Origin of the sequence: Aeromonas sp. S15(2024) (assembly GCF_041402265.1) — a bacterium.
GTDB classification, from domain to species: domain Bacteria; phylum Pseudomonadota; class Gammaproteobacteria; order Enterobacterales; family Aeromonadaceae; genus Aeromonas; species Aeromonas dhakensis.
Genome location: NZ_JBGLQY010000003.1, coordinates 452,945 through 474,486 on the forward strand (window position 1 = coordinate 452,945; position 21,542 = coordinate 474,486).

The 21,542-nt window shown below is 63.5% G+C and carries 16 protein-coding genes; 8 read left to right on the forward strand and 8 right to left on the reverse strand.

Annotated features, from left to right (window positions below):
• Positions 1-61: 61 nt before the first annotated feature.
• Both guaA and guaB read right to left on the reverse strand, forming a co-directional pair.
• Positions 62-1,651, reverse strand: coding sequence for a glutamine-hydrolyzing GMP synthase (gene guaA / locus ACB033_RS09330; protein ID WP_016350936.1), 1,590 nt, complete (start codon positions 1,649-1,651; stop codon positions 62-64).
• 83 nt (positions 1,652-1,734) lie between these two features.
• Entirely contained in the window at positions 1,735-3,198 is a 1,464-nt protein-coding gene (gene guaB, locus ACB033_RS09335) for an IMP dehydrogenase (protein ID WP_005301581.1), read from the reverse strand.
• Positions 3,199-3,662: 464 nt separating this feature from the next.
• On the opposite strand from guaB, the gene ACB033_RS09340 reads away from it, so the two are divergent.
• The 6 genes from ACB033_RS09340 (at position 3,663) to xseA (ending at position 10,258) form a co-directional block, all read left to right on the forward strand.
• Positions 3,663-5,531 carry a potassium transporter Kup gene (locus ACB033_RS09340; RefSeq protein ID WP_042050545.1) on the forward strand — a complete coding sequence of 623 codons (1,869 nt, stop codon included), beginning with the start codon at positions 3,663-3,665 and terminating at the stop codon, positions 5,529-5,531.
• Positions 5,532-5,767: 236 nt separating this feature from the next.
• Entirely contained in the window at positions 5,768-6,541 is a 774-nt protein-coding gene (locus tag ACB033_RS09345; protein WP_139724789.1) for an energy transducer TonB, read from the forward strand.
• Positions 6,542-6,543: 2 nt separating this feature from the next.
• Positions 6,544-7,299 (forward strand): MotA/TolQ/ExbB proton channel family protein, encoded by a 756-nt coding sequence (locus ACB033_RS09350; RefSeq protein WP_139724787.1) that lies wholly within the window; start codon positions 6,544-6,546, stop codon positions 7,297-7,299.
• Positions 7,299-7,718, forward strand: a complete 420-nt coding sequence (locus ACB033_RS09355; protein WP_139724785.1) for a biopolymer transporter ExbD — start codon at positions 7,299-7,301, stop codon at positions 7,716-7,718. The genes ACB033_RS09350 and ACB033_RS09355 overlap by 1 nt, the downstream gene beginning before the upstream one ends.
• 138 nt (positions 7,719-7,856) lie before the next feature.
• Positions 7,857-8,786 (forward strand): DMT family transporter, encoded by a 930-nt coding sequence (locus tag ACB033_RS09360; RefSeq protein ID WP_139724783.1) that lies wholly within the window; start codon positions 7,857-7,859, stop codon positions 8,784-8,786.
• Between the two features lie 107 nt (positions 8,787-8,893).
• Entirely contained in the window at positions 8,894-10,258 is a 1,365-nt protein-coding gene (gene xseA / locus ACB033_RS09365; protein WP_139724781.1) for an exodeoxyribonuclease VII large subunit, read from the forward strand.
• Positions 10,259-10,330: 72 nt separating this feature from the next.
• Here the strand turns inward: xseA and hutW are convergent, their stop codons facing one another.
• Complete coding sequence (gene hutW, locus ACB033_RS09370) at positions 10,331-11,701, reverse strand: heme anaerobic degradation radical SAM methyltransferase ChuW/HutW (protein WP_162519832.1); 1,371 nt, start codon at positions 11,699-11,701, stop codon at positions 10,331-10,333.
• Positions 11,702-11,962: 261 nt separating this feature from the next.
• Between hutW and ACB033_RS09375 the strand changes: the two genes are divergently transcribed.
• Positions 11,963-13,558 carry a methyl-accepting chemotaxis protein gene (locus ACB033_RS09375; protein WP_005301603.1) on the forward strand — a complete coding sequence of 532 codons (1,596 nt, stop codon included), beginning with the start codon at positions 11,963-11,965 and terminating at the stop codon, positions 13,556-13,558.
• Positions 13,559-13,664: 106 nt separating this feature from the next.
• Here the strand turns inward: ACB033_RS09375 and aroG are convergent, their stop codons facing one another.
• The 5 genes from aroG to ACB033_RS09400 all read right to left on the reverse strand — a co-directional run bounded on the left by aroG (position 13,665) and on the right by ACB033_RS09400 (position 19,478).
• On the reverse strand, positions 13,665-14,720 hold the full coding sequence (gene aroG, locus ACB033_RS09380) for a 3-deoxy-7-phosphoheptulonate synthase AroG (RefSeq protein WP_017765809.1): 1,056 nt from the start codon (positions 14,718-14,720) through the stop codon (positions 13,665-13,667).
• 213 nt (positions 14,721-14,933) lie between these two features.
• Entirely contained in the window at positions 14,934-16,217 is a 1,284-nt protein-coding gene (gene aroA / locus ACB033_RS09385) for a 3-phosphoshikimate 1-carboxyvinyltransferase (protein ID WP_010633771.1), read from the reverse strand.
• Positions 16,218-16,388: 171 nt separating this feature from the next.
• Positions 16,389-17,477: a 3-phosphoserine/phosphohydroxythreonine transaminase gene (gene serC, locus ACB033_RS09390; RefSeq protein WP_139724777.1), complete on the reverse strand. Its 1,089-nt coding sequence runs from the start codon at positions 17,475-17,477 to the stop codon at positions 16,389-16,391.
• 224 nt (positions 17,478-17,701) lie between these two features.
• On the reverse strand, positions 17,702-18,628 hold the full coding sequence (locus tag ACB033_RS09395; RefSeq protein WP_139724775.1) for an electron transfer flavoprotein subunit alpha/FixB family protein: 927 nt from the start codon (positions 18,626-18,628) through the stop codon (positions 17,702-17,704).
• Positions 18,629-18,728: 100 nt separating this feature from the next.
• A complete protein-coding gene (locus ACB033_RS09400) occupies positions 18,729-19,478 on the reverse strand; it encodes an electron transfer flavoprotein subunit beta/FixA family protein (RefSeq protein ID WP_162513062.1) in 750 nt (249 codons plus the stop codon).
• 123 nt (positions 19,479-19,601) lie between these two features.
• On the opposite strand from ACB033_RS09400, the gene ACB033_RS09405 reads away from it, so the two are divergent.
• Positions 19,602-21,245 (forward strand): electron transfer flavoprotein-ubiquinone oxidoreductase, encoded by a 1,644-nt coding sequence (locus ACB033_RS09405; protein ID WP_139724773.1) that lies wholly within the window; start codon positions 19,602-19,604, stop codon positions 21,243-21,245.
• The last annotated feature ends 297 nt before the right edge of the window (positions 21,246-21,542 follow it).

The following is a 21,542-nucleotide window of genomic DNA, read 5'->3' on the forward strand; positions in this document are numbered from 1 at the left end:
GACGCCGCAAGGGCGTCTTTTTTACATTTTTATGCTTGAAGGGCGAAAGGGCGTTAGCCGCTTATTCCCATTCGATGGTTGCGGGCGGCTTGCCGGAGACGTCGTACACCACGCGGGAGATGCCGTTGATCTCGTTGATGATGCGGTTCGACACGTGACCGAGGAAGTCGTACGGCAGGTGGGCCCAGTGAGCGGTCATGAAGTCGATGGTTTCGACGGCGCGCAGCGCAATGACCCAGTCATATTTGCGACCATCGCCCATGACGCCAACGGAGCGCACCGGCAGGAACACGGCGAACGCCTGGCTGACCTGGTTGTAGAGGTCGGCTTTGCGCAGCTCTTCGATAAACACCGCATCGGCCTTGCGCAGCAGGTCGCAGTACTCTTTCTTCACTTCGCCAAGCACCCGCACGCCCAGACCCGGGCCCGGGAACGGGTGACGGTAGAGCATGTCGTAGGGCAGACCCAGCTCGAGGCCAACGCGGCGCACTTCGTCTTTGAACAGCTCGCGCAGCGGTTCGACCAGTCCCATCTTCATCTCTTCCGGCAGGCCGCCGACGTTGTGGTGAGACTTGATGACGTGGGCCTTGCCGGTCTTGCTGGCAGCAGATTCGATGACGTCCGGATAGATGGTGCCTTGCGCCAGCCAGCGGGCGTTTTTCAGCTTTTTCGCTTCATCGTCGAACACTTCGACGAAGACGCGGCCGATGATCTTGCGCTTGGCTTCCGGTTCATCTTCACCCGCCAGGGCGGAGAGGAAGCGCTCTTCGGCATCGACCTTGACGATGTTCAGACCAAAGTGATCGCCAAACATCTCCATCACCTGCTGACCTTCGTTCAGGCGCAGCAGACCGTTGTCGACGAAGACGCAGGTCAGGCGATCGCCGATGGCACGGTGCACCAGCATGGCGACTACGGAAGAGTCCACCCCGCCGGAGAGGCCCAGGATCACCTCGTCGTCACCCACCTGCTCGCGGATGCGGGCAACGGCGTCGTCGATGATGGTGGCCGGGGTCCACAGGCATTCGCAGCCACAGATGTCTTTGACAAAGTGCTCCAGCATGCGGGCACCCTGACGGGTGTGGGTCACTTCCGGGTGGAACTGCACGCCGTAGAAACGCTTGGCCTCGTTGGCCATGGCGGCGTGCGGGCAGGTGGCGGTTTGGGCGATGGTGGTGAAGTCGGCCGGGATGGTGGTGACCTTGTCGCCATGGCTCATCCAGACATCCAGCAGTGCATTGCCGTTGTCGGCGATGGCATCTTCGATGTTGCGCAAGAGCGCACTGGTCTTGCCAGAGTTGCCCAGCACTTCCACCTTGGCGTAACCGAACTCACGCTCGGTGGAGGATTGCACCTTGCCACCCAGCTGCTCGGCCATGGTCTGCATGCCGTAGCAGATGCCGAACACCGGCACGCCGGCGTTGAACACATACTCGGGGGCGCGCGGGCTGCCCGCTTCGGTGACGGACTCGGGGCCGCCGGAGAGGATGATGCCGCTCGGATTGAATTCGCGGATCTGCTCTTCGGTCACATCCCAGGCCCACAGTTCGCAGTAGACGCCGATTTCGCGCACGCGGCGGGCGATCAGCTGGGTGTACTGGGAACCGAAGTCGAGGATAAGGATACGGTGCTGGTGAATGTCTTTAGTCATTTTATTCCTGCATCAGGCTGCTGTTGTCACAAAAAGCACGGGATAAAAAAGCGGTGGAGAAACGGGGCCGCAGCCCCGTTTTATCAGCCCATCCGATAGTTGGGGGCTTCTTTGGTAATGGTCACGTCGTGAACGTGGGACTCTTTCATCCCGGCGCCCGAGATGCGCACGAATTCGGCCTTGGTGCGCATGTCGTCGATGGTGGCGCTGCCGGTCAACCCCATGGAGGAGCGCAGGCCGCCCATCTGCTGGTGGATGATCTCTTTGAGACGGCCCTTGTACGGCACGCGGCCTTCAATCCCTTCCGGCACCAGCTTGTCGGCGGCGTTGTCGGTCTGGAAGTAGCGGTCGCTGGAGCCCTTGGACATTGCGCCCAGAGAACCCATGCCACGGTAGGATTTGAAGGAGCGACCCTGATAGAGCTCGATCTCGCCCGGTGCCTCTTCGGTACCGGCAAACATGGAGCCTACCATGACGCAGCTGGCGCCCGCGGCGATGGCCTTGGCCACGTCACCGGAGAAGCGGATGCCGCCATCGGCAATCACCGGGATGCCGGTGCCTTCCAGCGCGTCGACGGCGTCGGAGATGGCGGTGATCTGGGGCACGCCCACACCGGTCACGATACGGGTAGTACAGATGGAGCCCGGGCCGATACCGACCTTGACGGCGTTGACGCCGGCAGCGGCCAGCGCCTTGGCGCCCGCGGCAGTCGCCACATTGCCGCCGATGATCTGCAGATCAGGGTAGGCTTCACGGGTCGCCTTGATGCGATCCAGCACGCCCTGGGAGTGGCCGTGGGAGGAGTCGATCAGCAGCACGTCCACACCGGCTTCCACCAGGGCGGCGACGCGCTCTTCGTTGCCGGCACCGGCACCGACGGCGGCACCGACCCGTAGACGACCCTTGTCATCTTTACAGGCGTTCGGCTTGCGCTCGGCTTTCTGGAAGTCCTTGACGGTGATCATGCCCTTGAGTTTGAAGTCGGCGTTGACCACCAGCACCTTCTCGATACGGTGCTTTTGCATCAGGCCGACCACCTCTTCACGAGGCGCCCCTTCACGCACGGTGACCAGACGATCCTTCTGGGTCATGATCTGTTCGACAGTCTGGGAGAGATCGGTCACGAAGCGCACGTCACGACCGGTGATGATGCCCACCAGCTGGTTGCCTTCGGTCACCACCGGATAGCCGGCGAAACCGTTCTTGTGGCTCAGCTCCTTGATCTGGGCGATGGTCAGGTCAGGGCGTACGGTGACGGGATCTGTGACCACGCCGCTCTCGTACTTCTTGACCTTGCGCACTTCTGCAGCCTGCTGCTCGATGGACATGTTCTTGTGGATAAAGCCGATACCGCCTTCCTGGGCCAGTGCGATAGCCAGACGGGCTTCGGTCACTGTGTCCATGGCAGCGGAGATCATGGGGATGTTCAGGCTGATGGCAGAGGTCAGCTTGGTACGCAGATCGGCAGTATTGGGAAGAACTTCGGAGTGGGCGGGAACCAACAGTACATCGTCGAAGGTTAACGCTTCTTTGGCAATCCTGAGCATGGCAATATCTCACCGTTGAGGAAGTGGGGGTGTAAAATATTGCCGACGAAGTTTACTCACGCATTGGTCACTGGTAAAGAAGTTTTTTGAATTTTTTATGGCGTTTTGACCTTTTCAGCCGCCAAGACGCTAAAAACCCAACAATTTTCGTCATAAAACGGCCGTTTGCAGGCAAAAGAGTTGCCTCATTGCGGTTTTATGCAAAAAAGCCCCCGTTTAATTTTTTCAGGCCCCCCCGCAACCCTTCCCCCTTTGCAGACCCGTTGGCACCTGTCGAGCGCCCTCGCAAACCGGGTCACTCGCCCCTGGCAAGTTCGTCAACAACTAAGCCGAGCTGCGCCGTATCCGAACTGGTTCACCCGGGTTGGCACGTTCAGCTAAGTGACCTTTTCACGGCGCGGGTTTGCTTTGAGCCGGCGCCTGCGTATCATGATTAACATTCTGAATTGAAATGGAATTTCATGATGAATCACGGACACCCGCAAGGGCGCATGGCCATAACCCTGGCGGCACTGGGGGTCGTCTATGGCGATCTTGGCACCAGCCCGCTCTATGCCCTCAAGGAGAGCTTCGCCGGACACCTGGGCCTGCAACCTACGCCGGCGGGGATCCTCTCCATCGTCTCCCTCTTCTTCTGGACCATCATGATCGTGGTCTCATTCAAATATGTGTTGCTGGTGCTTCGGGCCGACGACAAGGGAGAAGGGGGGATCCTCACCCTCGCCTCGCTGGCCTCCCGCCGCCTCCCGGCCAAGCCGCGCGCCCTGCTCATGATGCTGGGTCTGGTCGGTGTCGGGCTCTTCATCGGGGATGCGGTGATCACCCCCGCCATCTCGGTGCTCTCGGCGGTCGAAGGGTTGCAGGTGATCACCCCGGAGCTGGCGCCCTTCGTGCTGCCCATCACCCTCACCGTACTGGTGATCCTGTTCGGGGCCCAGCATTACGGCACCGCCGGCATCGGCCGCCTGTTCGGCCCGGTCATGCTGCTCTGGTTCGGGGTGCTGGCGGCGCTCGGGGCCTATGAGATCGGGCAGAATCCCGCCATCCTGCAAGCCATCAACCCGCTCTACGCCCTCGATTTCATGGCCAGCCGACCGGGTGTCGCCTTCATCACCCTGGGGGCGGTCGTGCTCTGCGTCACCGGCACGGAGGCGCTCTATGCCGACATGGGCCACTTTGGCCGTGGTGCCATCCGGCTGGCCTGGGGCTCTCTGGTGATGCCGGCTCTGCTGCTCAACTACTTCGGCCAGGGAGCCCTGCTGCTGCGCAATCCCGCCGCCATCGAAAATCCCTTCTACCTGCTCGCCCCCTCCTGGCTGGCCTTTCCCCTGTTGATCCTCGCTACCCTGGCCACCGTCATCGCCTCTCAGGCGGTGATCTCGGGCACCTACTCGGTGGTGCGCCAGGCCATCTTGCTCGGCTACCTGCCGCGCCAGGAGATCCGCCACACCTCGGAGCACGAGATAGGCCAGATCTACCTGCCGCTGGTGAACTGGCTGCTGCTGGGGGGTATCGTCATCGTCATCCTCTGGTTCCAGAGTTCAAGCAACCTGGCGGCCGCCTACGGCATCGCGGTGACCGGCACCATGGCACTGACCACCCTGCTGCTGATGGTGGTGGCCGCCCGCCGCTGGAAGTGGTCGCGCTGGCTCATTGCGCTGGTATGCGCGCCGCTGCTGCTGGTCGATGTCACCTTCTTTGCCGCCAATACCACCAAGTTTCTGGCCGGTGGCTGGCTCCCCATCCTGTTTGCGCTGCTGGCCATCCTGGTGATGACCACCTGGAAGCGCGGACGGGAGCTGGTGCTCGACAAGCTGGAACACAAGTCACTGGCGCTGAAAGGGTTTGTCGACAACATGCAGGCAGACCCGCCACTGCTGGTACCCGGCACCGCCGTGTTTCTCTCGAAATCGGTGCAGGTGGTACCCCACGCCATGCTGCACAATCTCAAACACAACAAGATCCTGCACGAACGGGTCATCTTCCTGACCGTTCAGATCAAGGACGAGCCCTGGCTCTCCTTCAAGGAGCGCATCGAACTCACCCACCTTGGCGAGGGGTTCTGGCAGGTGGTCGCCCACTTCGGCTACAAGGAGGTGCCCTCCATGGAGGAGATCTTCCAGGCCTGCGCCCAGGAGGATCTGAAGGTCACCATGGCCAAGACCTCCTTCTTCCTCTCCCACGAGCACCTGGTCAGCACCGATCTGCCCGGCATGGCGCGCTGGCGGGAAGGCCTGTTCGTCTGGATGAACCGCAACTCCCTCAAGGCCACCGACTTTTTCCATATTCCTGCCAACCGGGTGGTGGAGCTCGGGGTATTGCTGGAGCTGTAACCCGCTGCCGCCACTCATTACCAGAAGGCGGCGTTGCAACCTGTGAGGTGGCAAAGGGAACAAGGTGTCGATGCTTATCTCCCGGTTTTTCATCCTGTTACGATTAAAACACGATTGATAATAGTTATTGTTTGATGAGCTATTCGTCGGGCAAGCTTGCGGCATCGGCGCCGGTTCTGGCGCCCTCACACCAGCCGTTTGAGTATGAATATGAAGACTCGTCAGGGAGCCCAGTGATGGACGCCTGCAGCCCGAGACCAACACTGCCCGCCAACGATCCCGACACCGCCCGTCTCGTTTGCCTTGCCATCGCGATCGCCCTGCATCTTGCCGCCTTCTGGTGGCTCTATGCGCACCAGCCTGCGCCCATCACCCCGCCCTTGCCGCTGACCCTGTCGGCCCGCTGGGTCGGCGAAGCTGCAACCAATGACGCTCCTGCCAAGGCGGCCCCCGCCCCTGCTACCACAGCGCAGCAAATACAAAAAGTGCAGCAAAAGGCCAGGTCGCTGCCGCCCCCCAAAAAACAGCCGCTCAAGCCAGTCAAAAAGAGCGTCAAGCCGCTTAAACACCGCACCCCGCCGGTGCAGCCCGCCAAGGTCATGCCGGTGAGCAGTCCGCAACCGCCGATCACTGCATCCGCCCCTGCGACGGCAGCAACGGCCGCACAGGCGAGCGGCGAAAGTGCCAGTCAGCATCCTGCCCTCAAGGCTGGCGGCGGCGCGGGCAACAGCGCCCCCATCGCCCGCGATGCACGGCTCAACAACCCCGAGCCCCAATACCCCTATGAGTCGAGACGACGGGGAGAAGAGGGGCAGGTCATCCTCAATGTGCGGGTGACGGCCGAGGGCACCGCCGCCTCGGTGGAGGTGGCCAAGAGCAGCGGCTATCGGCGGCTGGACATGACGGCCCGCAAGACCGTCAGCCACTGGACATTCATTCCTGCCAGACAGAACAACGTGGCCATCGAGGCCTCGGCAAGAGTCACCATCATTTTCAAATTAAGGGCTTGAACATGGATCCTGAAATCGCAAGCAACGGCATGGGCATCGCCCACCTGCTCAGCCAGAACAGCGGCGTGGGGCTGATCCCCTTCATCCTGCTGGTATTGATGTCCCTTGGTACCTGCTACTACGCCCTGCTCAAGGGCTATCTCGCACAGCGGGAACAACGCCTCAACGCCCGCTTCGTCGCCAATTTCTGGCAGCATGACAGCGTGCAGGAGATGGAGCGCCAGCTGGCCCACCTGCCGCCGCAGGAGGCCTATGGCCGGCTGACCGGCGCCGCGCTGGCGGCCGTGGCCCAGCTGAACCGGGCCGAGAAACATGCGGTCAGTTGCAAACTGGGCTCGCCGGATGAATATCTGCTGCGCGCCATGCGCCGGGCCATCACCCAGGAGCGGGTGCGGCTGGAACAGGGACTGGCCTTCCTCGCCTCGGTGGGCTCGGCGGCCCCCTTCATCGGGCTGTTTGGCACCGTCTGGGGCATCTACCACGCCCTGCTGGCCATCGGCGCCGCCGGCCAGAGCAGTCTGGACAAGGTCGCCGGCCCCGTGGGCGAGGCGCTGATCATGACCGGCTTCGGCCTCGCGGTCGCCCTGCCGGCCGTGCTCATCTACAACTTCTTCGTGCGGCGCAATCGCCTCAGGCTCGCGGCGCTGGAGGAGTTTGGCCACGATCTGTTCACCCAGCTGGTAACCGGCTGCGAGCAGGTCGCTACCACCAAGGTCACTCCGCTGATGGAGCGGAAAACCAGAGAGGGGCGCGGCTGATGGCATTTGGTAAACTGTCGGACGAAGGGGACGATCAACCCCTCTCCGAGATCAACATGATCCCGATGATCGACGTCATGCTGGTGCTGCTCATCGTCTTCATGATCACCGCCCCACTGCTCACCAACGCGGTCAAGCTCGAGCTGCCAGAGGCCAGCAGCCAGCTCAACCAGCCAGACAAGCAGGACATCAATCTTGCCATCGATGGCGCCGGCACGATCTACTGGAACGATCAGGAGGTCGACGAGGCCGCCCTGCTCGCCAGAATGGAGAGCGCCGGCCAGGCCGAGGGGGAGCTGCCCGAGATCCAGCTGCGCATCGATCGCAAGGTGGAGTACGGCATCATCGCCAGGGTGATGGCGCAGGCCTCCCAGCACGGCCTGCACAAGATTGCCTTCGTGAGCCAGCCGGAGCCGTAACGCTCCCGTCACCCACACGCCAGTACGCCAGGGCCTGGATGCCCTGCTGCCATCCTGGCAGTTGCCAGCACAGGCACCTTGTCGGCATCATGCCGATGCAGCGCCAATATTGGCGACCATCACCGCAAGGACGACACCATGAAACCTGCCGATTATGGGCGCCTGCTTCTGCTGGCCGCCATCTGGGGCGCCAGCTTCCTGTTCATGCGCATCGCCGCCCCGGCATTCGGCGCCGTCAACACCACCTTCCTGCGGGTCCTGTTCGCCCTCATCGGGCTTGCCGTCATGCTTCTGCTGCTGCGCGCCCCCATGGGGTTTCAGGGCAAGCTCAAGTCCGCCATGCTGCTCGGCGTCATCAACTCCGCCATTCCGTTTCTGATGTACGCCATCGCCGCCCTCTGGCTGCCGGCCGGCTACTCGGCCATCCTCAACGCCACCACGCCGCTGATGGGGGCCCTCATCGGCTTTTCCTGCTTCAACGAGCGCCTTGATAGGCGCAAGTGGCTGGGGGTGGTATTGGGGGTGATCGGGATCAGCCTCATCACGACTACTGGCGAGGTGAGTGCCGATGGGCATCTGCTGCCCGGGGTGCTGGCCTGCCTGTTTGCCACCGCCTGCTACGGCCTCGCCGGCTTTCTCACCCGCAGCTGGATCACCCATCGCGGCGGGCTCGATGCCAAGTTGGTGGCCTTTGGCAGCCAGCTGGGTGCCAGCCTGTTCCTGCTGCCCTTTTTCGCTTACCAGCTGACGGCCGGCCCCGCGGTCGACTGGGCCGTGCCCACCGCCTGGGCCAGTGTGCTGGCGGTCGGCATAGTCTGCACCGCCCTCGCCTACCTGCTCTATTTTCGACTGATCGCCGATATCGGCCCGCTGCGCAGCCTCACCGTCACCTTCCTCATTCCCCCTTTTGGCATCTTGTGGGGCGCGCTGGTGCTGGGCGAGACCTTGAACCAGGGCTTCGTGCTGGGGGGCCTGGTCGTCTGCCTCTCGGTCTGGCTGGTGACCAGCCAGGCCATCCCCTCGGCCGTTCAGGCCCGGGCGCAGCCTCAGGATCCGGACGCACGCTGAACCCGACAGGGGCTGCGCCGCTCGGCGTTCGCCCCGAACTGCGTTAAGATAGCGCCATTGATTTATGCCCCCTCCCCCAAAACGGGGCACACAGTGCAGGACCAGCCTTGAACTACCGCAACGAACCGAGTCAAAGCAGACAACAGCAGGTCTTTACCGTCACCCGCCTCAACAGCGCCGTGCGCATGATCCTGGAGCAGGATCTGGGGCTGGTGTGGTTGACCGGCGAGCTCTCCAACCTGGCGATGCCAAGCTCCGGCCACTGGTACTTCTCCCTCAAGGACATGTCGGCCCAGGTGCGCTGTGCCATGTTCAAGGGCAACAACCGGCGGGTGGCCTTTCGCCCACAGGATGGCATGCAGGTGCTGGTGCAGGCGCGGGTCTCCCTCTATGAGCCGCGCGGCGATTACCAGCTGATCATCGAATCGATGCAGCCGGCAGGCGACGGTGTGCTGGCGCTGCGCTTTGAAGAGCTCAAGCGCCGCCTTGGCGCCGAGGGGCTGTTCGACGAGGGGCGCAAGCGACCGCTGCCTCGCGAACCGCGGGCGGTGGGCCTCATCACCTCCGCCACCGGTGCTGCCCTCCATGACATGCTGACGGTGCTAAAACGGCGCGCGCCGGATCTGCCGGTGTTTATCTACCCGACCCAGGTACAGGGCAGCGCCGCCATCGGCCAGATCGTCTCTGCCATTGCCCTGGCCAACCGCCGCGCCGAGGTGGATGTGCTGATCGTAGGGCGCGGCGGCGGGTCGCTCGAAGATCTCTGGTGCTTCAACGAAGAGGCGGTGGCGCGCGCCATCGCCCACTCCGCCATCCCGGTGGTGAGCGCGGTAGGCCACGAGGTGGACGTCACCATCAGCGACTTTGCCGCCGACTTGCGCGCCCCGACCCCGTCGGCGGCGGCCGAGCTGGTGGCGCCGGATCAGAGCGCCCGTGCCCAGCGCCTCGCCCATCTCAAGCAGCAACTGCTGCAGGCGATGAACCGCCAGCAGACCGCGGCCCGCCACGATTTCATCCTGCTGCAAAAGCGGCTCGACCATCAGGATCCGAAGCGGCGGCTGGAGCAGCAATCCCAGCGCCTCGACGAGCTCTCCACCCGTTTGCAGCAGCTGATGAACCACAGATTGCATCAAGGTGAGCGGCGCCTCGCCAATCTGGAGCTGCGCCTGCAGGGCAAGAGCCCGGAGCGCTTGCTGGCCGCCGGCAAGCGTCGCCACCAGCTGGCCGAGGAGCGGCTTCATGCCCTCATTGCCAAGCGCCAGGATCTGGCGAGCCACCGCCTCGCCATGCTCAGTGCCCGCCTCGATGGGGTGAGCCCGCTCGCCACCCTGGGCCGCGGCTACTCCATCACCCGCACCCAAAACGGTGAGGTGATCAGCCGGGCCGCCCAGGTCGATGCCGGCCAGACGCTGGTCACCCAGCTTGCAGAGGGACAGCTGCGGGTGCGGGTGGAAGAGGTCCACCAGCCATAACGAACAAGGGGGCACATCAGGAGCCCCCTTGTTTATCATCCTCTCTTTGTCAGGCCCGCTCGGCCAGCGCACTCACACCAGCGAATGGCGCACCGCCTGCGCCGGATCGGCTGGCGCCGTACCCGACCCCGCCAGCGGGTTGAGCTGCAAGTATTCAAACAGCCCGGCCTGCAGATTGACGTTCCAGAAGCGCCCCGCCAGGGTGAGCTCGAGCCGATCCTCGCTCAGCGTCGCCAGCCCGTGCTGCTGCCAGGCCTCGAACAAGGGTTGCAGATGTGCCCGCAGCGACGTCGGCAAACGGGCCAGCGCTAGCCAGCCGCTGTCGAGCGCACCGCGCAGCAGATCATCAAGGCGGCCATTGGGATTGCGCCCCATCACCATGCCGGGGGCCCGCAGATCCGCCGCCAGCGCCTCGTGCCAGAGCGCCAGATCCCGGCCATACATGAGGCCGTGCCCATGCACGTTGCCGCCAGCCCCGGCCCCGAAGGGGAGGATCTCGGCGCCGCGCTTGGCCATCTGGTTGTAGCGGCTCTGCTCGGCCTCGCCGCGCCGCCAGTGGCTGCAGGAGAGCCGCTGCCAACCCCCCTGCTCCAGCGTCTGGGCGCCATAGGCATACATGGTGGCCCTCTGCTGGCCGTCGGCGGCCCAGCCGAGCTTGCCCTTCGCCTCGGCACGGGCCAGATGGGTGCCGGCCATGGCGATGAGCTGATAGAGATCCACTCCGTGCACCCCGCTCGCCATCACATCCGCGATGTCCTGACGCCACACCGCATCATCCTGGCCCGGCAGGCCGAAGATGAGATCGGCCACGATCACCGCGTCGTCGTGACGGGTCAGCTCCCCCAGCCGGGTCAGCAGAGTCTCCCGGTCGTCGAAGCGAGCCGCCGCCTGGCGTACCTCGGTATCAAAGCTCTGCACCCCGAACGAGAAGCGGTTGAAGCCGCCCGCCAGCGCACTGTGCCACTTGGCATCATCAAAGCCATTGAGGCGCCCCTCCAGGGTCACCTCCGCATCCGGGGTCAGGGGAAAACGACGGATGGCGGCGGCCAGCATCGCCAGCTCGTCGGCGCTCATGTCCGTCGGTGTGCCGCCCCCCACATAGACGGCCGAGAAGGGGCGGCTCTGGACAAACGGTGTCTCGGCGGCCCGGGCAAGCGCGCCGCAGAGCGCGTTGACATAACGGGTGATGCGGGCCGGGTTGGCACCATTTTCAAAGAAATTGCAGAAGCTGCAGCGCTTGCGGCAAAACGGGATATGGATATAGAGCGCCCGCTCGTCCGCCTCGCTCTCGCGGCGCCACCAGGCTTGCCAGTCGGCATGGTCGAGGGTGAACGGACGCACGCCGCCGCGACTGGCGTGGGCCGAGGTCTTGGCGCCAAAGGCGAACTTGAGGGGATCCGGGGTGGCAAGACCTGTCATGGTCGGGGTCAGCAGTGGTGTCATCGCAGGCAGGCTATCGAGTGAAATAATGCAAATGATAACCACTATCAATAAATGCCAAATTTGTGCTGGATCAACTCAATGACGAACAGCCCTCGTTTGCTACGCACCATTAACCTCTATCATGGATCCAGTTAACAGTTAATTTACTCAAGATGAGGTAGGGTGAGCCGATAGAGAACCATCTCCCCCGTTCTGATGAGCAAACGCGGGGAGAGTCATCAACCATTGACGATCGCTCACCTGCGCATGGACCTGCCAACGATGCAAAATCTGTCTCTGAACTGGAAAATCTTTCTCCCCCTCGCCCTGGTCATCGGCTGCACCTTCGCCCTCAGCTTCGAGCTTTCCGCCTGGCTGCAACGGGATCTCGCCATCCGGCTGGCAGGTGAAAAGGTGGAGAGCGCCGCCAACACCTACATGGATCAGCTCAACGTGCTGATGATGACGGGGGCCATCGCCAATCGCCAGATCGTGCAGACCAAGCTCAAGAGCGAGGCCGGCATCGTCGAGGCCCGCCTGATCCGCGCCCCGGCAGTGACCAGCCTGTTCGGCCCAGGCCACCCGGATCAGCAGATTGAAGACAAGCTGGACGAGCGCGCCATCAACCAGGGCGAGACCATTCTCGAGCAGCAGGGCAACCAGCTCACCCTGATCAAGCCCTTCAAAGCCTACAAGGAGTATCGCGGTACCCAGTGCACCACCTGCCACCAGGTGGCGGAAGGCACCGTCATGGGGGCGGTGCGCATCAGTTACGATCTCAGCCACACCTTTGGCGAGATCCATCGCAACAACCTGATCCTGAGCGGCAGCCTGGTGGCGGTGTTTGGGCTGGGCTTCGGCCTGCTGGGCTGGGTGCTGCAGCGCTACATCAAGCGACCGGTACGCCACCTGCAGCTGGCCATGACCCGCATGGCCAAGGAGAGGGACCTCTCCCTCCCCCTGGAAAACCCCAACCGGGATGAGCTGGGCGAGATGACCCGTGCCGTCAGTGCCATGGTGCAGGGGTTTCGCCACAGCCTGCAGGAGGTGGAGAGCGCCACCCACCAGCTCTATCAGGAGTCCAACCAGATCCGCCAGGTGGCGACCCAGACCGAAGGCTCGGCCCGTCAGCAGGAGAGCATGACGGTACAGGTGGCCGCCGCCGTGAGCGAGCTGGCCGCCAGCTCTCACGAGGTGCGCGAACACGCCCGCAAGAGCGCCGAGCTCTCCGCCCTCACCAACCAGGATGCGGCCAACACCAGTCGCCTCGCCCAGCACTCCATCAACGACATGGGCGAGATGTCGGCTGAGATCGAGCGGGTCGACAAGGTGATCCAGCAGCTCGACAACCGCTGCCTGGCGGTCGACGGGGTGCTGGAGGTGATCAAGGGGATCGCGGATCAGACCAACCTGCTGGCTCTTAACGCCGCCATCGAGGCGGCCCGGGCCGGCGAGCAGGGCCGCGGCTTTGCGGTGGTGGCCGACGAGGTGCGCGCCCTCTCCAACCGCAGCCGCGCCGCCAGCGAGGAGATCTCCCAGATGATCGCCGCCCTGCAGAACGAGGCCCAGAGCGCGGTATCGGTGATCGGGGATGCCAAGGCCAAGGCGGACGAGAGCATCCACAAGACAGAGGCGACCCTGGCCGCCATGCAGAACATCATCGGCCGCATCAGCAGCATCAACGATCTCAATGCCCAGATGGCGCAGTCCGCCGAGGAGCAGGACAGGGTCTGCAGCGAGGTGGACGGCTCGGTGAGCGACATTCGCAACACCTCCAACGACACCCTGGGCCAGGCCCACGCCGCCAATCTCGCCAGCGTCCAGCTGGTGGAGCAGTGCCGCAAGCTCGAGCAGCTGCTCAAGACCTACCGCTGGTGATCATGCCTGCCGCCCGCAGCGGCCAATAAAAAAGCGCGACCCAGGGTCGCGCTTTTGTTTTGTGTGTCGTAGCTCAGGCGCGCCACGTGGCGCAGCCTGCCCGAAATTAGCCTGCGTTGCGGGTGGCCACCGCATCGGCCAGATTGCGCAGCAGGGTCTCGGTGTCGGCCCAGCCGATGCAAGCATCTGTGATGCTCTGACCGAAGGTGAGTTCGCACCCTTCCACCAGATCCTGACGACCCTCCACCAGGTGGCTCTCCACCATGACGCCGAACACCGCCTTGCTGCCGGCGCGCAGCTGACCGGCCACGTCCTCGGCCACCAGCATCTGGTTCTTGAACTGCTTGCTGCTGTTGGCGTGGCTGAAGTCGATCATCACCTTCTGCGGCAGACCGGCCTTGTCCAGCCCCTTCACCACTTCGTCCACGTGGGCGGCGCTGTAGTTTGGCTCACGGCCGCCGCGCAGGATGATGTGACAGTCCGGATTGCCCCGGGTCGCGACGATGGCGGAGTGGCCATATTTGGTCACCGACAGGAAGTGGTGCGGCGCGCTGGCGGCGCCGATGGCATCGATGGCCACCTTGATGGTGCCGTCGGTGCCGTTCTTGAAGCCCACCGGGCAGGAGAGACCGGAGGCCAGCTCGCGGTGCACCTGGGATTCGGTGGTGCGGGCCCCGATGGCGCCCCAGCTCATCAGATCCGCCACGTATTGCGGGGTGATCATGTCGAGGAACTCGGAGGCGGTCGGCAGCCCCATGTCGTTGAGATCCAGCAGCAGCTTGCGACCGATGCGCAGGCCATCGTTGATCTGGCAGCTGTTGTCGAGGTAAGGGTCGTTGATCAGCCCCTTCCAGCCCACCGTGGTGCGCGGCTTCTCGAAATAGACCCGCATCACTATCTCCAGCTGGCCCTTGAGTTCGTCACGCAGCACCTTGAGGCGCTTGCCGTACTCCAGCGCGGCGGCCGGGTCGTGAATGGAACAGGGGCCGATCACCACCAGCAGGCGCTGATCTTCACCGGCCAGGATCTGATGGATGGCCTGACGGGATTCAAAGACGGTATTGGATGCGACCTCGGTGGCCGGAAACTTCTCAAGCACCGCAACCGGGGGTAATAACTCTTTGATTTCACTAATACGAACGTCGTCGGTTTGATGCTGCATGATAAGGCTTCCTGCTAGATGACTGCGATAAAGAAACTTCAATCTAGCCCGCACAAGCAGCGGTGTAAATAGAAAATTACATTATCGAATAAGGAATTTTCTTAACCTACCTTGCAAGTTTGAATAATGCTGCTAGGCGAGGATGAAGAGAGGGGGGTAGCAGAGCGGGACAGCCCAAAGAAACAGGCCCGCAGCGAGGCGGGCCTGGTTGACTCATGCACGCTGGCTGATGCTGGCCAGCTTGTCGAAGTAGTCCGGGAAGGTCTTGGAGGTACAACCCGGATCATTGATGGTGACGGCAGTATCGGACAGCGCCACCAGCGAGAAGCACATGGCGATGCGGTGGTCGTTGTAGGTATCGATGGCCGCATGCTTGAGCTGCGCTGGCGGGGTGACGGTGATGAAGTCACGCCCCTCCTCCACCTCGACGCCCAGCTTGCGCAGCTCGGTCGCCATGGCGTGCAGGCGATCAGTCTCCTTCACCCGCCAGTTGTAGATGTTGCGAATGGAGGTGGGCCCCTCGGCGAACAGCGCTGCCACGGCGATGGTCATGGCCGCATCGGGGATGTGGTTCATGTCCATGTCGATGCCGTGCAGCGGCGCCTGCTCCGCCTCGATGAAGTCATCGCCCCAGGTGATGCGGGCGCCCATCTTCTCCAGCACGTCGGCGAAGTGGATGTCGCCCTGAATGCTGTGCTTGCCGATGCCGGTGACCCGCACCTTGCCCTTGATGGCGCCCGCCGCGAGGAAGTAGGAGGCGCTGGAGGCATCCCCTTCCACCAGGAAGTCACCCGGGCTGACGTAGCTCTGGTTGCCCTTGATGTAGAACAGCTTGTAGTTGTCGTGCTCGATGACCACCCCGAACTGCTTCATGATGTGCAGGGTGATGTCGATGTAGGGCTTGGAGACCAGCTCCCCCTTGATATGGATGCGGGTATCGCCCGCCGCCATCGGCGCCGCCATCAAAAACGCCGTCAGGAACTGGCTGGAGACGGAGCCGTCGACATGGACATCGCCGCCCCACAGCCCCTTGGCATCCACCACCAGCGGCGGATAGCCGTCTTTCTTCAGGTACTGGATATGGGCGCCCGCTTCGCGCAGGGCATCCACCAGATGGCCGATGGGACGCTCTTCCATGCGCGGTTCCCCGCCCAGGGTGTATTCGCCGGAGCCCAGACACAGGGCGGCACACAGCGGTCGCATGGCGGTGCCAGCGTTGCCGAGGAACAGATTGACCGGCTCCTTCACCGCAAAACTGCGGCCCAGACCGTGCACGGTGCACTCGGTCTTGTCGGCGGAGAGCTTGTACTTGACCCCGAGCTGGGTCAGCGCCGCCAGCATGTGACGAATGTCATCACTGTCGAGCAGGTTGGTGAGCCGGGTGGTGCCACGGGCCAGGGCTGCCAGCAGCAGGGCCCGGTTGGACACGCTCTTGGAGCCGGGCAGATTGACCTCACCGGCCACACGAGAAATGGGTTCCAAACGCAACGAATTCATAGACTTCCTGTACGATCTCAAAAAAATGACCTGACCGGACGTTAGCAGCCCGCGCCCTGCTCGGCAAGACTGCACGTGGCACAAAAGCGGGCCGCGGGGACGGCCGGTCCGGCATCAGGGAAAAAACAGACGCCGGGGAGTCCCCGGCGTCGGCAATCGGGGAATAACGCCTCAGCCGTGGCGCTTGGCAAAACCGTCCATAAAGCTGACCAGCGCCTTCACCCCTTCCAGCGGCATGGCGTTGTAGAGGCTGGCGCGCATGCCGCCGACGATGCGGTGTCCCTTGAGCGCCAGCAGGCCGGCGGCTTCCGATTCGGCCAGGAACAGCTTGTCCAGCTCGGCATTTTTCAGCTGGAACGGGATGTTCATCCGCGAACGGCAGCTGGCATCCACCTGGTTGCCATAGAAGCTGGACTGATCGAGATAGCCATAGAGGAAATCGGCCTTCGCCTTGTTGCGCGCTTCCATCGCCTCGAGGCCGCCCTGTTCTTTCAGCCACTCGAACACCAGCCCGGCCAGATACCAGGCGTAGGTGGGCGGGGTGTTGAACATGGAGTCGTTCTTGGCGGTGAGCTGGTAGTCAAAGATCGACGGCACATCGGCGCGGGCCTGATTCAGCAGATCGTCGCGCACGATGGCGATGGCCAGCCCAGAGGGGCCAATGTTTTTCTGCGCGCCGGCATAGATGATGCCAAAACGGCTCACGTCGATGGGACGGGAGAGAATGGTGGAGGAGAGATCCGCCACCAGCGGCACCTCGCCGGTGGCCGGGATGTCGAACATCTCGATGCCATCGATGGTTTCGTTCGGGCAGTAGTGCACATAGGCCGCATCGGCGCGAAACGCCGGGGTCGGCAGCAGGTGGGAGATCCCCTGCTCGTTCTTGGCAACACCCTGGAAGGTCTGGATGTCGCCATACTTTTTGGCCTCATCCACCGCGCTCTGGGACCAGACCCCGGTCAGCAGGAAGTCGGCCTTTTTGTTGACGCCTCCCAGCAGGTTCATGGGCACCGCGGAGAACTGGCCGCGGCCGCCGCCGTGCATGAACAGCACCTTGTAGTTGTCCGGCACCGCCAGCAGTTCGCGCAGATCCGCTTCGGCCTTCTCGGCGACCGCCATGTAGGGCTTGCCGCGGTGGGAGAGCTCCATGACCGAGGCTCCCAGCCCCTGGAAATTACAAAATTCGCGCTGGGCGCGCTCCATGACTTCGACCGGCAACATGGCGGGGCCAGCGCAGAAGTTGTAAATCTGTTTGCTCATGACGCTTTCCGTGAGTGGATGAGTGTGATCGGGGACTTGTCTGGTTTTACACAAGTGCAGCCCCCGGATCAAAGGCTTTTTGGGAGCTGGCTCAACCTTTTGCCGACCCGCCGCCAGTGCTCTTGGCAGAAAAGAGCCCTGAACGGGTCAGGGCTTGCAGAGAACATGCGTGGAAATGGGCGTCTGCCGGGGCTCAATGCCCCAGGCCCCCTTTTTTCACCAGGTTACAGCTTGGCGGTGAGCTCCGGCAGCAAGGTGAAGAGATCCCCCACCAGCCCGTAGTCGGCCACCTGGAAGATGGGGGCCTCGCTGTCCTTGTTGATGGCGACGATCACCTTGGACTCTTTCATCCCCGCCAGATGCTGAATGGCACCCGAGATGCCGACCGCGATGTAGAGCTCGGGGGCCACCACCTTGCCGGTCTGACCCACCTGCAGATCGTTGGCGACAAAGCCCGCATCCACCGCCGCCCGCGACGCGCCCACCGCGCCGCCCAGCTTGTCGGCCAGCGCCTCGATCAGGGCAAACTGCGCCTTGGAGCCCAGCGCCCGCCCGCCGGAGACCACCACCCGCGCCGCCGCGAGCTCAGGTCTGGCGGAGCGCACGGCGCGCCGCTCGATGAGGCGGGTACGGCAAGTCACCTCGCTCACCGGCAACCGCTCTACCTCTGCCTGGCCGCCGCTCGCCGCCTTGGCGAAGGCGGTAGGCCGGATGGTGAGCACCTTGATGGGGGCGCTGCTCGCCACCCGGGCGATGGCGTTGCCCGCATAGATGGGACGCAGGAAGGTGTCGGCCCCTTCGATGCCGGTCACCTCGGAGAGCATCTCCACCCCGAGCCTGGCCGCCACCCGCGGCAGCAGATCCTTGCCCTGGGTGCTGGCGGCCATCAGACAGTGCTGATAATCCCGCGCGATATGGGCCAGCAGCGGATCGACCCCGTCGCTCAGCCCCTCCGCCAGGATGGGGTGCTCGGCCAGCAGCACACGATTCACCCCCTGCAGGGCGGCGGCCTGTTCGCCCGCCTCGGTCAGCCCCTGCCCCAGCAACAGCAGATGCACCTCGCCGCCCAGCTGGCCCCCAGCGGTGACCAGACGGGCCACGTTGTCGGCCAACTGGCCCTGATGATGTTCGGCAATGATCAATACGCTCATGACTGCCCCTTGTTATCGTCCGTTGATGTCCCTGCCTGTGTGCCCATCACGCCCCCGAGCTTGCTGCCGGCGGGCGGGGTTCTGTTGATTGCTGGCAGCATCAGAGTACCTTCGCTTCGTGCTTGAGTTTGTCCAGCAGCTCGTCCACCGAGCTCACCATGATGCCGGCGCTGCGGGCAGCAGGAGCCATCACCCCGAGCAGCCGGGTCTGGCCGGCCGGCTCGACACCGAGGTCGGCGAAAGGCGCGCTCTCGAGTGGCTTGCGCTTGGCCTTCATGATGTTGGGGAGCGAGGCAAAGCGCGGCTCGTTGAGGCGCAGATCCACGGTCACCACCGCCGGCAGCGCCATGCCGAGGGTCTCGAGGCCGCCGTCAATCTCGCGGGTCACCTGCAATTCCCCCTCCACCAGCTTGATGGCGGAGGCGAAGGTGGCGAGCGGCCAGTCATTGAGGGCGGCGAGCATCTGGCCCACCTGGTTGTTGTCGGAATCGATGGACTGCTTGCCGAGCAGCACCAGATCGGGCTTTTCCTGCTCGCATACCTGTTGCAGGGCGCGCGCCACGGTGAGCGGGGTCAGGGTCTCGCCGGTCACATAATGACGGGCCCGATCCGCTCCCAGCGCCAGGGCGTGACGCAGTTGTTCGGCCGCCGCCTCGGGGCCGAAGGTCACCACCACCAGCTCGCTCGCCACGCCGGCTTCGCGCAGCCTGACGCCCTCTTCCACCGCAATTTCACAAAACGGGTTGATCCCCATCTTGACGTTGGCCAGCTCCACGTCCGAGCCATCGCTCTTGACCCGGACCTTGACGTTGTAATCCAGCACCCGCTTGACCGCGACCAGCAGCTTCATGACGCGCATCCCTCGCTTCTGTTGAGTGAATCCATGAAAACCCTCACATTTTTTGCTTACATTTACTTTACGTTTACGTAAACTACCAGCACTACCCTAGGCCAAGTCGAGCACAGAGGCAAGATGGAACGCGAAGCAATGGAATTTGATGTCGTCATCGTCGGTGGCGGCCCGGCGGGACTCAGTGCCGCCATCGCCCTCAAGCAGCACAATGCCGAGCTGTCGGTCTGCCTGCTGGAAAAGGGAGCGGAGATCGGCGCCCATCTGCTCTCCGGCGCCCTGCTGGATCCCGTCGCCCTCAAGGAGCTGCTGCCAGAGAGCTGGCAACAGGCCCCGCTCGGGGTCGAGGTCAACGACGATCAGGTGCACCTGCTGCAAAGCGACAGCCGCGCCCTGCAACTGCCCAACTGGGCGGTGCCGCCGCGCATGCACAACGAGGGCAGCCGCATCATCAGCCTCGGCAACCTCTGTCGCTGGCTCGGTCAGCAGGCCGAGCAGCTGGGAGTCGAAATATACCCGGGTTTTACCGCAAGCGAACTCATCATGGAAGCGGGACGGGTCAAGGGTGTGATCACCGGCGATCTCGGGCTGGATCGGGCGGGCAATCCGAAAGCGGATCACGTACCCGGCATGGCGCTGCTCGGTCGCTACACCCTGTTTGCCGAAGGGGCTCGTGGTCATCTTGGCAAACAGCTGATCGCCGACTTTCAGCTGGAAAGCGCTGCCCAGCCGCAGCACTACGCCATCGGCTTCAAGGAGCTGTGGCAGCTCCCCCCCGGTCAGGGCAAACCAGGCCAGGTGCTGCACGGCAGCGGCTGGCCGCTCTCCGAGGGGAAGGAGGACAAGAGCCAGGGCGGCTTCTATCTCTATCATCTGGAGCAGGATCAGGTGGCGGTCGGGCTGATTGTCGATCTCAACTACCGCAACCCCTGGCTCAGCCCGTTTGACGAGTTTCAGCGCCTCAAGCATCACCCGCTCATCGCCGCGGCATTGCAGGGGGGCGAGCGCATCAGTTACGGCGCCCGCGCCATCGCCAAGGGGGGCTGGCACTCCCTGCCCCGCATGCACTTTCCCGGCGGCCTGCTCATCGGTTGCGATGCCGGCACCCTCGACTTCTCCCGCATCAAGGGGATCCACACCGCCATGAAGTCCGGCATGCTGGCGGCCAAGACAGTTGCCATGAGTCTGCGCGGTGGCGATGAAGGGGGCCGGGATCTGGCCGAATACGGCGATGCGCTGCAACAGAGCTGGCTGGCCCATGAGCTCAAAACGGCGCGCAACTTCGGCGCCGCCCTGCACCGCTGGGGCCCCTGGCTCGGTGGCGCCTTCAACTGGCTGGAGCAGCGGTTGTTTGCTCGCTCCTCGCCGTTCACCCTGCTGGACAAGGAGCCGGACTACCGCCAGCTGCGCATGGCCAGCCGCTGCCAGCCCATCGACTATCCCAAGCCGGATGGCAAGCTCAGCTTCGACAAGCTCTCGTCCGTCTATCTCGCCAATACCAGCCACGACGAGGATCAGCCCTGCCACCTGAAGCTGCAGGATGAGACGATCCCGGTGGCGGTCAACCTGCCCACCTGGGCCGAACCGGCCCAGCGCTACTGCCCGGCCGGGGTGTTCGAGATCCTGGGTTCGGAGAGCCAGCCCCGCCTGCAGATCAACGCGGCCAACTGCATCCACTGCAAGACCTGCGACATCAAGGATCCGAGCCAGAACATCGTCTGGACGCCGCCGCAAGGCGGCTGCGGCCCCAACTATCCCAATATGTAACAGGCCGGCCCATGCAGACCTGTGCAGACCTGTGCAGACCTGTGCAGACAGCAAGGATGCACACCGCAGGGCGGCTACGGCCCCAACTATTGCAATGTATGTGATGAAAGACGCGCGGCCGGGGGCTGTCGCAGGGCGCTCGGGAGCCCGCCATCCCGGCCGGTGAACCCAAGCCCTCCCGCCTATCAGGTTGAATAAAGGAGGCGACGCCGGGATCGCCCGTTTCGAGGTCGGCGCGGCTGCTCCGACCTCGCTGTTTTTTTGAGCGAACAGGCTGAACCTCCGATGAATAGGCCC

Excerpts from the sequence above, each read along its gene's own strand:
- ACB033_RS09395 (WP_139724775.1), bottom strand. The coding sequence starts at position 18,628 with ATGAGCGTATTGATCATTGCCGAACATCATCAGGGCCAGTTGGCCGAC.
- aroG (WP_017765809.1), bottom strand. The coding sequence starts at position 14,720 with ATGCAGCATCAAACCGACGACGTTCGTATTAGTGAAATCAAAGAGTTA.
- ACB033_RS09360 (WP_139724783.1), top strand. The coding sequence starts at position 7,857 with ATGAAACCTGCCGATTATGGGCGCCTGCTTCTGCTGGCCGCCATCTGG.
- ACB033_RS09405 (WP_139724773.1), top strand. The coding sequence starts at position 19,602 with ATGGAACGCGAAGCAATGGAATTTGATGTCGTCATCGTCGGTGGCGGC.
- guaA (WP_016350936.1), bottom strand. The coding sequence starts at position 1,651 with ATGACTAAAGACATTCACCAGCACCGTATCCTTATCCTCGACTTCGGT.
- ACB033_RS09355 (WP_139724785.1), top strand. The coding sequence starts at position 7,299 with ATGGCATTTGGTAAACTGTCGGACGAAGGGGACGATCAACCCCTCTCC.
- ACB033_RS09400 (WP_162513062.1), bottom strand. The coding sequence starts at position 19,478 with ATGAAGCTGCTGGTCGCGGTCAAGCGGGTGCTGGATTACAACGTCAAG.
- hutW (WP_162519832.1), bottom strand. The coding sequence starts at position 11,701 with ATGACACCACTGCTGACCCCGACCATGACAGGTCTTGCCACCCCGGAT.
- ACB033_RS09345 (WP_139724789.1), top strand. The coding sequence starts at position 5,768 with ATGGACGCCTGCAGCCCGAGACCAACACTGCCCGCCAACGATCCCGAC.
- ACB033_RS09350 (WP_139724787.1), top strand. The coding sequence starts at position 6,544 with ATGGATCCTGAAATCGCAAGCAACGGCATGGGCATCGCCCACCTGCTC.
- aroA (WP_010633771.1), bottom strand. The coding sequence starts at position 16,217 with ATGAATTCGTTGCGTTTGGAACCCATTTCTCGTGTGGCCGGTGAGGTC.
- ACB033_RS09375 (WP_005301603.1), top strand. The coding sequence starts at position 11,963 with ATGCAAAATCTGTCTCTGAACTGGAAAATCTTTCTCCCCCTCGCCCTG.
- ACB033_RS09340 (WP_042050545.1), top strand. The coding sequence starts at position 3,663 with ATGAATCACGGACACCCGCAAGGGCGCATGGCCATAACCCTGGCGGCA.
- guaB (WP_005301581.1), bottom strand. The coding sequence starts at position 3,198 with ATGCTCAGGATTGCCAAAGAAGCGTTAACCTTCGACGATGTACTGTTG.
- serC (WP_139724777.1), bottom strand. The coding sequence starts at position 17,477 with ATGAGCAAACAGATTTACAACTTCTGCGCTGGCCCCGCCATGTTGCCG.